Annotated in this window: 13 protein-coding genes; all 13 read right to left on the bottom strand. The window is 35.2% G+C overall.

The annotated features are described in order from the left end of the window. Positions 1-100: 100 nt before the first annotated feature. Positions 101-673, bottom strand: a complete 573-nt coding sequence (locus tag CLOS_RS07040; protein WP_012159219.1) for a flavodoxin family protein — start codon at positions 671-673, stop codon at positions 101-103. After that, positions 674-2,482 carry a DUF2207 domain-containing protein gene (locus tag CLOS_RS07035; RefSeq protein ID WP_242649609.1) on the bottom strand — a complete coding sequence of 603 codons (1,809 nt, stop codon included), beginning with the start codon at positions 2,480-2,482 and terminating at the stop codon, positions 674-676. Between the two features lie 150 nt (positions 2,483-2,632). Continuing rightward, positions 2,633-3,301 carry a deoxyribose-phosphate aldolase gene (gene deoC / locus CLOS_RS07030; protein WP_012159217.1) on the bottom strand — a complete coding sequence of 223 codons (669 nt, stop codon included), beginning with the start codon at positions 3,299-3,301 and terminating at the stop codon, positions 2,633-2,635. 14 nt (positions 3,302-3,315) lie between these two features. Further along, the gene (gene pduL, locus CLOS_RS07025; protein WP_012159216.1) at positions 3,316-3,897 is read right to left on the bottom strand and encodes a phosphate propanoyltransferase; all 582 of its coding nucleotides are present in this window, start codon (positions 3,895-3,897) and stop codon (positions 3,316-3,318) included. A 231-nt stretch (positions 3,898-4,128) separates the two neighbouring features. Continuing rightward, positions 4,129-5,412 (bottom strand): 3-phosphoshikimate 1-carboxyvinyltransferase, encoded by a 1,284-nt coding sequence (aroA, locus tag CLOS_RS07020; protein ID WP_012159215.1) that lies wholly within the window; start codon positions 5,410-5,412, stop codon positions 4,129-4,131. After that, complete coding sequence (aroB, locus tag CLOS_RS07015) at positions 5,393-6,484, bottom strand: 3-dehydroquinate synthase (RefSeq protein ID WP_012159214.1); 1,092 nt, start codon at positions 6,482-6,484, stop codon at positions 5,393-5,395. Before aroB ends, aroA begins: the two co-directional genes overlap by 20 nt. A 1-nt stretch (position 6,485) precedes the next feature. Continuing rightward, positions 6,486-7,640 carry a chorismate synthase gene (gene aroC, locus CLOS_RS07010; protein WP_012159213.1) on the bottom strand — a complete coding sequence of 385 codons (1,155 nt, stop codon included), beginning with the start codon at positions 7,638-7,640 and terminating at the stop codon, positions 6,486-6,488. Positions 7,641-7,727: 87 nt separating this feature from the next. Then, positions 7,728-8,129 carry a PP2C family protein-serine/threonine phosphatase gene (locus tag CLOS_RS16315; protein WP_198006343.1) on the bottom strand — a complete coding sequence of 134 codons (402 nt, stop codon included), beginning with the start codon at positions 8,127-8,129 and terminating at the stop codon, positions 7,728-7,730. Continuing rightward, positions 8,116-9,522: a GAF domain-containing SpoIIE family protein phosphatase gene (locus tag CLOS_RS07000; protein WP_041719091.1), complete on the bottom strand. Its 1,407-nt coding sequence runs from the start codon at positions 9,520-9,522 to the stop codon at positions 8,116-8,118. The genes CLOS_RS16315 and CLOS_RS07000 overlap by 14 nt, the downstream gene beginning before the upstream one ends. Before the next feature lie 24 nt (positions 9,523-9,546). Continuing rightward, a complete protein-coding gene (locus tag CLOS_RS06995; protein ID WP_198006342.1) occupies positions 9,547-10,245 on the bottom strand; it encodes a restriction endonuclease in 699 nt (232 codons plus the stop codon). 467 nt (positions 10,246-10,712) lie between these two features. Continuing rightward, positions 10,713-10,883, bottom strand: coding sequence for a hypothetical protein (locus CLOS_RS16040; RefSeq protein ID WP_012159211.1), 171 nt, complete (start codon positions 10,881-10,883; stop codon positions 10,713-10,715). Between the two features lie 146 nt (positions 10,884-11,029). Then, a complete protein-coding gene (gene hpt, locus CLOS_RS06990; RefSeq protein ID WP_012159210.1) occupies positions 11,030-11,572 on the bottom strand; it encodes a hypoxanthine phosphoribosyltransferase in 543 nt (180 codons plus the stop codon). Between the two features lie 178 nt (positions 11,573-11,750). Next, positions 11,751-12,281 (bottom strand): cob(I)yrinic acid a,c-diamide adenosyltransferase, encoded by a 531-nt coding sequence (locus tag CLOS_RS06985; protein ID WP_012159209.1) that lies wholly within the window; start codon positions 12,279-12,281, stop codon positions 11,751-11,753. Between the last annotated feature and the right edge of the window lie 330 nt (positions 12,282-12,611).

Below are 12,611 nucleotides of genomic sequence, written 5' to 3'. Positions count from 1 at the left end.
GTGTCCACCTAGTTTTTTTATACGCTATTCCTTAGCTTTGATTAATGCAATGTTTCCACTCTATAGATTTTATCCAGATACCAATTGTATACTTGAATGTCTATTCTTCTGCCAATCGGACACCCATTTCATATGCTGCTGTTAGCATTTCCTTAGAGTCTCCTACAAACACTTCATCCGTATTATCGATTAGCATATTGTCCATATACACTGTATTAATTGCCTTAAAAAACAAATCCATAACCATTGTAGCGCCAATGAAGCCTTCTTTTCCCTGCTTTGCCCCTCCCACCCCTACAAATAATCCTTTTCTTTTTTTACTTTTATCGATGGATGCGTGATGAAGTACATACTTACTGGACCAAAAAGATTGGCATCGATCGATCATCGCCTTTGTTATGGCTGTTACTGAATTAAAATAAATGGGAGAACCGATGACAATAATGTCGGAGTTATCAAACTTACTATAAATCTCCGTCATATCATCCTTTTTATAGCAAGCTCCCGTCCTGCCACAAGCATAGCAGGATATACACGGGTCAAATTTCAGCCTGCTAAGTTCTACTTTATCCACCTCTACCTGTTTGGACTTTAACCCCCTAATTACCTCTTCCAATAAGAGGTCCGTATTCATCTTCTTTCTTGGGCTTCCTAAAATAACTAAAGCTTTCATCTAAAAACCTCCTGCGCCTCCCCCTCCGGCACCGCCACCACCGCCTGCGGTAAAGCTGCCACCGCCTCCTACAGTTGTGGTACCGCCACTAAAGGAATTATTGATACTTTGATTAAATGCATTATTTCGATTGTTATTTAAAATAAAATACCAGTAAATCCATCCACCATATAAAGCTGTATGGTCTGGGCCATTGGTTTCAATATTCAGCTTATTTAATATAGAACCATCGATGCCGAATGCTAAACCATATATTAAAGACATATCCTTTGGATATTTGTCCGCCGCCTTTATATCGTGATTATTCTTCAGTTTTTTCATATGATTTTTAAAGGCTCCCCATCTTCGATATTGTAGATATCCATAGTCAGACCTTCTTGACAGGAGTACAATACCTTGTAGCAACATTAAGATGGAAGTCAACATCAACGTGAGCCCCAACAAATTTTCATATACCAAAGCGATGATTGCCAACACAATACCAATTGGAAATAGTATAATAAGGGGTACACCATATTTTGCAGTGCTCTTATCAAAATATCCCTGATTTAGGGCATCTTCTTTTATTTGTCTTTGCCATTCATAATAATTTTTCGTAAAAGTGACACTATTGCTCTTGCTATAGTTTTCTATTTCCTTCGTTGTTACAGATTTGCCATTGCCAATCTCATGAATCAGCCATTTGATAAAATATCTTTCGTGAGCCTTTAGATTACCGTCTTCTTCTTTAACCTTGAGTATGGTGAACTCTCTTAATACCTCTTTTTTCTTTGTAAGTTCATCCCCATTTTCTATCTTGATGTATCCTTTTCTATACAGATCCAACATGGTGGCAATGATGGTATTGCTGCTAATGGCGCTACCTGTTATATAATTTGCAATAGCTGGTGTACAGTCTTCCGGTATATCTTCATATTTTTCTTCATCTCGTAGGTCACTGACCCTTCTTGTTTTAACGATTAAGAATATTCCTATCAATACTTCAATCACTGCAACTGTCACTGAAATATTGCCAAATAAGAGACTTCTTGCTTCCCTCTTCACTTTGTTTTCTTCTATTTTTTTCTGAAGTCCGCTTTCCTCCGCTATAATACTTGTATATCCATCCCGATCTACAGTATTGTTCGATAAGGGTATGAACTCTTTCGGAAAAAGTATTCTGCCCTCTATATACGTGGTTTTAGGGACATTTTCTACAGTTAAATGAATCCTATCCTCCGATACTTTATGTACTTGTCCATTGAGCGGACCGTGAGCAAAGATTTTTACTTCGTTGCGGCTATCTCTCTGTGGCAATGTGATCTTCGCAGAGAAAAAATCGATGGGCGTAGTATTCTCCTTACCTAGAAACTTGTAATAAAATTCCCCAATATCCTTATATTTTTTAGCTACATTTTTTACGGTATAGATCAGCCTAAAGGTCTTTTCTTGATTTTTCGATGGAGAAAATATTTGCAATAGGATTTTGTCTTTTTCCTCCTTGATCACAAACACATCGCCGTCTCCTTTTCTGGCTTTTTTTACATTTTTATATTCCAAAACTTTGCCTTCGCTAATCTCCACTATTTTTATACCTTCGACTCCCGAGGTGTTTTCTAAAATGATTTCCCGAAACACCCCATTATATTGACCCTGGAAGTTGAATGTAATATCTTCTACTACTGTAAGATCTCCATTTTCTAAAATATTGGACGCTAATAGCCAGTTTGTAATATGGATGGATTCTTCTGCATTGGATATGATAGAAGTTTCTAAAACTACTATGCATATAAACATTACTACGAAAACAATTTTTAGTAATTTTCTCATAGGATCTACTCCCTCCTTTACATTATATTCCCCCATTCTATTCACTTTAAAATATATATCTTACAATATTTTTTTCAATGAGCTTTATAGCATTTCATCACATAATAACAAAAATCCTAATGCCATTACGCAATAGGATTTTTACTTAAATTAATACCCCGCCGTATTATCTTTTTCATCGTTTACAATACTTACGGATGCACTAGCACCAATTCGAGTGGCACCTGCTTCAATCATCGCTAAGGCAGTTTTTAAATCTCGTATACCACCGGAGCCTTTAACACCTATTTCCGGGCCAACAGTTTCTCTCATTAATTTAATATCTTCCACTGTAGCGCCACCTGTACTAAAGCCTGTCGATGTTTTTACGAAATGTGCGCCTGCTTCTTTGGCTAGCTGACAGGCACGTATTTTTTCCTCCTGAGAAAGTAAACACGCTTCAATGATTACCTTTACAATGGCTTTACCATTTGCGATGTCTACTACAGCTTTGATATCCTTTATAATCTCTGCGTCATTTCCCTCTTTAAGTGCAGCAATATTAATAACCATATCAATTTCCTGTGCACCTTTTGCAATGACATCGGAAGTTTCAAAAACCTTAGCTTCTGTAGTCATAGCTCCTAAAGGAAATCCAACAACGGCTGCTACCTTAACATCTGTACCTGTTAATAAACTATGGGCATATGCAACATTGGCCCCATTCACACATACAGAGTAAAAACCTTGTTCTCTCGCTTCATCGCATATTTTCTTGATATCTTGTTTCGTTGCATCTGCTTTTAACAAGGTGTGATCGATATATTTTGCTATATTCATATTATTCCTCCAAGTTAAATGATAACTAATTCTACCAGATCTCCATTTTTAAGACCTGCTGCATTTCCTTCATCTACATCCACATGCATTTCAAGAGCATAGGTCTCATGGGCTCTAACAAGTACATTTTCAAATACAACTGCTCTTTCTCCCTTGGTTCTAACATGGACTCTCTGCTTGTCCACTACACCGAAATTTTCTGCATCGCTGGTATGCATATGAATGTGTCTTGCAGCAACAATAACACCTTCTGGAAGCTCTACTTCACCCTTTGGACCTATAATCTTAACCCCAGGACTACCTGCTAAGTCTCCGGAATCTCTTACAGGAGGCTGTACACCTAATATAAAACTATCTGCTATGGATACTTCAATTTGCGTTTTATTTCTAGCTGGACCTAATACACGAACACCTTTGATTGTGTTTTTGGGTCCTACCACATCAACTTTTTCCTCACAAGCATACTGCCCTGGTTGTGATAAATCTTTTAACTTTGTTAATTCATATCCTTCACCGAATAAAGTTTCGATGTCTCCTTGGCTTAAATGAATATGTCTGTTTGATAACGCAATTGGTAAAGTTTTTTGACTCATCATAAATCCTCCCTTTATTTTCATATATGTACAGACCTTAGTCTATGTAAAATAAAATAAACTTTGTATACAATATTATTATACGTGGTTTTCCGTTAAAAATCAAACATCCTTTTATTCTTCACAGAAAACTTAACTTATTCGTTTTAGTTTACATAATATATTTATAGTCAATTTTTCAACAAAGGGCAATATGGCGCACATGATCTAGGTTATGGCATCTATGTATAAAGCTTATTTGGATATTTTCTTTAAGATCTCCGTGAATTCAGGAAAGGATACGGCAATGCATTCAGATTTTAGAATTTTGGTTTCTCCTTCAGCCACCATTCCTGCAACGGCAAATGCCATGGCAATTCTATGGTCAAATTCACTATCAATGGTTGCACCTTTCAGCTTTGTAGGTCCTTGTATGATCATACCATCGTGGCTTGCTTCTATGTTTGCACCCATCTTTTTCAGTTGTGATACTACCGTATCGATTCGATTGGACTCTTTTACTTTCAGCTCCTGAGCATCTCTGATTACAGTAATACCTTCTGCTTGGGTCGCAGCCACTGCTAAAATTGGTATCTCGTCGATTAAAGTCGGAATAATATCGCCTTCTATAGTTACTGCCTTTAAGCAACTGTGGCGAATTAAGATGTTTCCAACCCGTTCTCCATTGACGACACGTTCTTCTAGGATCTCCATACGAGCACCCATGGATTCTAGTACATGAAGGATACCACTTCTGGTAGGATTTAACCCGACATCTTCAATCATCAACTCTGCCTTAGGTACAATGGCTGATAATACCAATAAAAAGGCTGCAGATGAAATATCTCCTGGAACCAGGACTTCATTGGCTAATAATCTCTGATTACCTTTTATTTGAATGAAATGATTATTTTTTTCTACTGTACCGCCGAAATGTTGGATCATGATTTCTGTATGATCTCGCGTTGCAACGGGCTCTTCTATTACCGTTTTTCCACTACAGTGCAGCCCTGCTAAAATGAGAGCGGATTTAATCTGTGCACTGGCTACAGGAAGTTTGTAATGAATTCCCCGGAGATTACCACCCTTAATTTTAATCGGTAGCAGGTCTTCTCTTTCTAAATATTCAATATGAGCGCCCATTTGTTCTAAGGGTTTTGTGACTCTTTTCATTGGTCTTTTTTTTAGAAAAGGATCACCATTCAGTACATAGGCGTGAGGGCTACCACTGATTAGTCCCAATAGCAATCGAGCCGACGTGCCAGAATTGCCCATGTCCAATTCCTGTGTATATGGTCTAAAATCTTCAATCGCCATTCCCTTAAGGGCTATGACCTTATTTTTCTGCTCTATGGATACCCCTAGCTTTTTAAAAAAGCCTATGGTTCGTTGGACATCCTCCGATAATAGGATATCTCGGACGTAGGTTGTCCCTTTACTGATGCTTCCAAGAATGATACTCCTGTGTGAAATTGATTTGTCTCCTGGAACTTTAACGCTACCGCTGATGGCTTCTATCTTATTTACAACGAAATCCATACTTTATTTCCTCCAAAGATTCTTCCACTATTTCTATGGGTATATTTTTAAATATCTCTACCTTCTCTTTATCTACAGGCAGTATGAAAGTAATACGATGTTCTTTATTTTTTTTATCCATAGTCATGGCCTCCACTATACCTTCCGTATCCAATTGCAAAATATATCGATCAGAAAAATATTTATATATCAATTGATTTACAAACTGATGATATTCTTCAGCGATAAATTTCAATTTCAGGGATAGGTTACTGGCAAAAATTAATCCTAGAGCTACCGCTTCTCCATGAAGAAATTTTTGAAAATTTGTAGAAGATTCTAAGCCATGAGCGAAGGTATGGCCTAGATTTAACACCTGTCTCATTCCAGAATCTCTTTCATCTTTTAATACAATGTTTTCTTTCATTCGAATACATTTCAATATTAAATCATCCACACTTCTCGTTCTATCCAAATATGCCCTATGATGTTGATCTAAATCTAGTAACAAGTCATAATCACCGATTAAGCCGTATTTTATTATTTCTCCAAATGCGGCAATATATTCTCTTTTGGGCAATGTGTCCAAGGTAGATAGGTCCATATAGACAGCCCTAGGATGGTAAAATGTACCTAGTAAATTTTTAATTGCACCAAAATTTATGCCAGTTTTTCCTCCAATGCTGCTATCAATCTGAGCTAAAAGTGTGGTAGGAATATGGATTAAATCAACCCCCCTCATATAGGTAGAGGCTACAAATCCACCCAAATCACCAATAACACCACCACCCAAAGCAAGAATAATGGTATCCCGATCCTGTTTGTTTTCCGTAAGCTCATGGATAATTTCCCCATAGGTATCTATGGATTTGCTCGTTTCTCCAGATTCAATAATATGGTATTTGAATCTACTCGATTTAAGTTTTTCGAGCAATGGATTGCCGTAATATTTAAAAACATTATCTTCTGTAAGTAAAAATACAGTTTTTCCTTCAATGTGATCCTCTATTAAAACATCCAAATTGTCTAATAAATTTCTTCCCATATATAAAGGATAGGTGACTTTCCCTAGATTTATCTTTGTTTCCAGCATACTATCTGCTCCTTAAATAATTCATATATCTTTCGTAATTCCACTCAACTTCTTCAATACTATCGCCACGAAATTTCTCTAAAAATTCCTTGGCGATGGCAAAGGCACATATACCCTCAGCGACTACAGCTGCCGAAGGAACTGCACAGTTATCACTTCTTTCTATGATGGCTTCCTTCACTTCCTTCGTGCCCATATCCACCGTTTTTAGCGGCTTCATCAGCGTGGGAATTGGTTTCATGTATCCTCTGATGAGGATGTCTTCTCCATTGCTAACACCTGCCTCTATTCCACCGGCTCGATTTGTATCGTGATAATATCCCTTGGCTTCAGAATATTTTATTTCGTCATGGAACTGAGACCCCATTTTGCTGCTTCCTTCAATTCCATTGCCAATCTCAACAGCCTTAATGGCCTGTAAGCTCATAAGACCTTGGGCTAAGATGCCATCTAATTTTCTATCAAAGTGGGCATAGCTTCCAATACCAATGGGAACATTTCTTACGATTACCTCAAATACTCCGCCCAAAGAATCGCCCGTTTCCTTCGCCCTTTGAATCTCCCCCATCATTCTTTCTTCTATGGTCGGATTGAGACATCGAACGGGAGATGCTTCTATCTGGCTTTTATATTGAAATAGATCTTCTACAAAAGGCACATAGTGCGCTCTTCCGATGGATATTACATGACTTAGGATCTCAATATCAAATATGGATAAAAACTGCTTTACAACCGCACCAATTGCTGTTCGGATCGCTGTATCTCTGGCACTTGTCCGTTCAATGACATTTCGGATATCCTTATGATTGTACTTTAGAGATCCAACCAAATCGCCATGACCTGGGCGAGGCTCTACAATGATATTCTGTTTCTCTAGTTTTTCAACACTCATAATTGAGGTCCAGTTTTTATAATCAAGGTTTTCGATCATTAACGTTAAAGGTGTACCTAAGGTTTTTCCATCTCGCACCCCCGATAGAATTTCAACACGGTCCTTCTCTATTTTCATTCGATTTCCTCGGCCAAAGCCTTGCTGCCTTCGCCCTAAATCTGCATTGATCCGATTTATATCCATTGGAATATTCGAAGGCAATCCTTCAATAATTGCAATCAATCCCTTCCCATGGGACTCTCCTGCAGACAAATATCTAAGCATGTATTCTCCTCCCTCAAGCAATAAAAATTCAGCCCATATATGAAAATCCAGTCTCTACATATAGAAAAGAGAGGGGCTGTCCTCTCTTTATGCACTTCTGATATTGTTCAATATAATCAGCATCATATCATCCGTAGGTTCCGATTGATTGGTATGGTTTAATAGCGCCTCTCTGACCTTGCTATTGATTTCATCGTTATCTTTGTCATAGTTCTCCACTAAAATTTCCTTCAGTCTTTCAACGCCAAACATTTCTCCCTCAGCGCCATAGGCTTCAATGATACCATCTGTAAATATACAAACCAATTCATATTCCCACACATCATAGTAATCATCCTCATATTTTGTATCATGGAAAATTCCCAATGGTAGACCTCTGTTATGTACGATCTCTTCCGCTATAATGGCATCACCAACTTTTTTTATACCGATTGGAAAATGATGACCACCATTTGCAATATTCGTTCGATTATTATTAATTAATATCAACAATGGCCAGTCTTACCGTAGCATAGATATCTAGAGAATTAAAATCCTCATATAAATTATGATTGATGATCGTCAGAATTTCTCCAGCACTTTTTTCCTCGTCGATACAAGATTTTAGGGCACCCTTAATCATGGCAGAAAAATAGTTGGCTAAAATACTATGCCCCATAACATCGGCTACAAAAATACATAGGGCGTGTTCATTAATAAAGAAAATATCACAAAAGTCTCCACCTAAATTAGCCGTCGGATAGAAATAATAGGATATCTTTGTTTTGTTTGGCAACAGAATATTATTATTTGGCATTATTAATAACTGCTTTTCTTGCACAAGCTCTAATTCTTTTTCCATCATTTTATGTTCAAATAACTTTTCAGAAGTTTTATATCGTTCAATTGCAAATATGATTTGAGATGCAAATATATTCAGTATTTTTAAATCTTCATCGTTATATTTGATTGCATTTGCCACAGCAATATAACCCACGGCTTCTCCTTCAATCACCAAGTTATGATAGAGCATACTATCAATACCATAGTGTTCATTAATGTTAAGGATATCATCCTTAGTAAAATATTTTGCATTCACCGATGTCTTTTTTTCTTCTTTCAACTGCAGATGAATCTCTTCTACAATTCTTTTTAAATCTGCATTTTCTCCATGAATACTTTCGTAGTAAATATTCTTATTAACATCCTTCATCACAATAATAGCGGATTCACTAAAGGTAATATTCTTAATCTGTTTACTTAATAATTGAAGAAACGTACTTAAGTTAAAATTTGTATAAAGCTCATCTACAGCTTTATTTATCAGGTTTAAAGAACCTCTTAATTTCTTAATGATAAAGTCAGATTCCTTTTTGCGTTTTGTAATTTCAATGGACAATCCGATCAAAGATGCTACAGAAGCAATAAAGTCCACATCACTATCACTATATTTATCACTTTCATCAATTAAAAAGCAAGTCATAAATCCTATAACGTTACTATTGGATATGAGGGGGAAAACAATACGAGATTGATATCCTTCATTCTTTGCCAAGAATATTTCATCCCTGGATCGTTCATCCTTATAGATATCCTTGACCCATACCATTTTCTTTTCGTTGATCGCTTCGTGGATATAGGGTGGGTACGTTTCAAATGGAATCTTCTTGCCCTCTTTTTTGTTTACATTAAAGTAAACGGGAATAAAGTCTAAGCTTGCAGAACAAACTAAGTGTGCATGTTTATAGTCATCGGTAAATAAATTTACGCAGGCTTTCGCAGGGAAAATTACTTCCAACATTCTCCTTATAATATCGTCCTTTATTTTAAAAAAATTGTCTGTACTAGTCACCATGGTAGAAATATCAACCAATGCTTTTATTTTACCATCGCTATATGTCATAGCATATCCCCCCTTTTAATCGGCCTACATATCATTTAATAGCTTTTCAAAATCAATGGTGTCCTCTTCCTCTTCTCTTCTATTCAATAAAAAAGTAATGACCGCAAAAGCCAATATTAAACCTGAAATCACCATATAATATACAGTAAAAGTTGTATACCAAGCAGCTATTATCAAATAGATACTCAAAGCAATATAGCTTTTTACTTTACCTTTAGACATAGCGGCTTTCTTATATTTATCCCAATTTTTATGCCTCTTGCTAATCTTGCTCTCTATCATCTCATCAATTTCTTCACCAGTTGGAAATAATCCTCTATTTTCAATAATTTTTAAAAATTTATCTTTATTTAATAATAATATAGAGTAGTTTTCGTTAAAGTTTTTAATATAGTTGTAACTATCCTTTGTAAAATCAGAAGTTGTAATCAGTATTCCTTTTTTTATACCGCTATCACTCATACCATCGATGAACTCTTTCACTTCTTTCAGTTCTACGTCGAGATCATTTTTATATATATTAAATAATAACATAATTTTCTCTTCTTTGTATACAGAGTTTAATAATATATGACGCTGATCTACCTTTTTAAAATTCAATTCAGTGAAGCCCATAACACCGAATACTTTTTTGATATACACCTTCATTTCATCTGTGGTTTTGTTCATAATTTCATTATAAACTTTTTGACTGCCGATATAGCGTCTTTTCTGTTCCTTCATTTGTTGAAATTTATGTTCCCGACCTTTTATGGCTATTTTGTGTACAAGAATAAAGCTAAATGTTGAAATCAAAATAGATATGGACAGTTTATTTATTTTGGAATATATATATATGAACATAAGAAAGAACAGGCATATTCTCCACATAGAATAATCAACTATCTTTGCTACATTATTCCTTTTGTCATCTTTCACACTAAGATAATAATTTCTAAATCTTAAGCTATTCCCTCTACTACGGTTACTTCCTTTCAATTGGCTGCTTATGAACTTAAAAAAAGAATCTATTTTTTTCATTTTTTTCCTCCTATATATTTGAAATTGAATAACGATGGCAATACTATTTGTATTTTTTCCATTAATAGTCAATTTATTCCGAAATAAAGCTGATTCTTTATTGTGGGTACAATTTCAAATACTCAAAATAAAGGCCCCCTATAGAAATTCATAGAGGGCCTTTATAATTTTTAAGCCATGGCTTTTTCTAATTTATCTAGATGTTGTAGTGGAAAATGCTTTAAAAGTTCTTTAAACTGGTCAACTGTAAGCCCCGAAGTCGTGGTATAAATCTCAATTTTCTCATCTAGGTCCGCATTAATAAATCTAGATTTTATATCTTCAAAATTTGTGTTTTGCATATTAAATCCTCCTTGAATAAATTTGATGGATACCCATAGTAAAGTTCAAGAAAAGCTTCAGCGTTTTTAGGAGCTTTTCTTATATTATGAATATATCTTTGACTTTCTATTCAGGTTATAAGATTTAATCGCATCTTTTTACCAATTTATTTGTTGTATACCTCTGGCTTTAAAGAAGCTACGTAAGGTAGGTTTCTATAACGCTCCCCATAATCAATTCCATAGCCAACAATAAACTTGTCAGGAATTTCAAATCCCATATAATCTACTTTTAAGTCACATTTTCTTCTGACAGGTTTATCTAGCAATGTACAGATCTTCACACTTTTCGTATTTCTTGATTTTAAATTATCTGTTAAATATTTCAGCGTTAATCCTGTGTCTATGATGTCTTCAATAATAAGTACATGTTTTCCTTCGATCTCTAAATCTAAATCCTTTAATATTCTTACAATACCAGAGCTCTCTGTAGAGTATCCATAGCTGGATACAGCCATAAAATCAATATATACAGGGATTGTAATCTCACGCATTAAATCTGCCATAAATACATTGGCTCCCTTTAGTACGCCTATGATTACCAAATCATCATTTTCTTTATAATCCTTAGAGATTATCTCCCCTAATTCTTTCACTTTCTTTGCGATGTCTTCCTTAGAAAATAACACTTCTTCTACATCATTATACATATAACCACCCTTTCTATTTTTCAAAGTAAAATTTACTTAAAAATACTTTATTGTTTTTATTCCACAAAAAAATTGAGGAAATTATAGGTCATGCAATTTCCTCAATTATAACACAGTATTCTATTTTTCTGAATGTTTTTTATAAATTTTATATGAATATTCGCATTTAGATTGTCATTTATTTTTTAAAATCTACATATCTTAAATCGCTTTCCAAATACCTTGCCAATGCATAGATGGTATCTGATAATCTATTTACATATTTAATCAATAAAGGGCTAACATCTTCTTCTCTACTAAAAGTTAATATCCGTCGTTCCGCTCTTCTACATACAGTTCTAGCAACATGTAAACTAGCAGAAGCTTTATTTGAGCCTGGAATGATGAATTTATCCATTTTTGGCATTTTTTCTAAATAATCATCGATGATTTTTTCTAAAGCTTGAATCTGGGTTTCATCAACCTTCCCTTTAAAATTATCTGTGTTTTCTGTGGCTAATTCACCTGCAACATTAAATAACTCTCTCTGTATGCCATAAATTATCTCCACAATTTCTTGATCTTCTATAAAGTTTCTCGCCAAGCCCAGCGCAGAGTTTAATTCGTCAATGGTGCCATAGCTTTCCACCCGTATATCATCTTTTTTGACTCTTTTTCCATCGTATAAGCTCGTTTCGCCACGATCGCCTGTTTTAGTATATATTTTCATATTAAGCCTCCCAACCTTCCCTCTATTCTATAAAGTATACGTACTCCGTACAACCTCATAACATTGATGATGTGCTCCATTCTAAACCTCAATTAAAATTTAAAATGGGGAAAATAAAAATCCACCTATGATATAGGACGGATGAATTTTTCTTTTTCAAGAATACATCTATCCTATATTAGATTAAATCCAACGCCTATTAGTATCATACCCTAATAGAGATTCTTTAATCTAAGGTGAATTTTTTATTCATTACATTTTGCTGTAAAAAAGGCTTCTATAGAAGCGTTACAAGGAAGCCTTTTTTGAAACTCATTTACGGTAAAATTC

It is taken from the genome of Alkaliphilus oremlandii OhILAs (genome assembly GCF_000018325.1).
GTDB lineage: Bacteria > Bacillota > Clostridia > Peptostreptococcales > Natronincolaceae > Alkaliphilus_B > Alkaliphilus_B oremlandii.
This window is presented reverse-complemented; position numbering and strand designations above follow the sequence as displayed.

Bases quoted from the DNA above. Each gene is read 5' to 3' on its own strand.
- CLOS_RS07040 (WP_012159219.1), bottom strand. From the start codon at position 673: ATGAAAGCTTTAGTTATTTTAGGAAGCCCAAGAAAGAAGATGAATACG.
- CLOS_RS07035 (WP_242649609.1), bottom strand. From the start codon at position 2,482: ATGAGAAAATTACTAAAAATTGTTTTCGTAGTAATGTTTATATGCATA.
- deoC (WP_012159217.1), bottom strand. From the start codon at position 3,301: ATGAATATAGCAAAATATATCGATCACACCTTGTTAAAAGCAGATGCA.
- pduL (WP_012159216.1), bottom strand. From the start codon at position 3,897: ATGATGAGTCAAAAAACTTTACCAATTGCGTTATCAAACAGACATATT.
- aroA (WP_012159215.1), bottom strand. From the start codon at position 5,412: ATGGATTTCGTTGTAAATAAGATAGAAGCCATCAGCGGTAGCGTTAAA.
- aroB (WP_012159214.1), bottom strand. From the start codon at position 6,484: ATGCTGGAAACAAAGATAAATCTAGGGAAAGTCACCTATCCTTTATAT.
- aroC (WP_012159213.1), bottom strand. From the start codon at position 7,640: ATGCTTAGATATTTGTCTGCAGGAGAGTCCCATGGGAAGGGATTGATT.
- CLOS_RS07000 (WP_041719091.1), bottom strand. From the start codon at position 9,522: ATGACATATAGCGATGGTAAAATAAAAGCATTGGTTGATATTTCTACC.
- CLOS_RS06995 (WP_198006342.1), bottom strand. From the start codon at position 10,245: ATGAAGGAACAGAAAAGACGCTATATCGGCAGTCAAAAAGTTTATAAT.
- CLOS_RS16040 (WP_012159211.1), bottom strand. From the start codon at position 10,883: ATGCAAAACACAAATTTTGAAGATATAAAATCTAGATTTATTAATGCG.
- hpt (WP_012159210.1), bottom strand. From the start codon at position 11,572: ATGTATAATGATGTAGAAGAAGTGTTATTTTCTAAGGAAGACATCGCA.
- CLOS_RS06985 (WP_012159209.1), bottom strand. From the start codon at position 12,281: ATGAAAATATATACTAAAACAGGCGATCGTGGCGAAACGAGCTTATAC.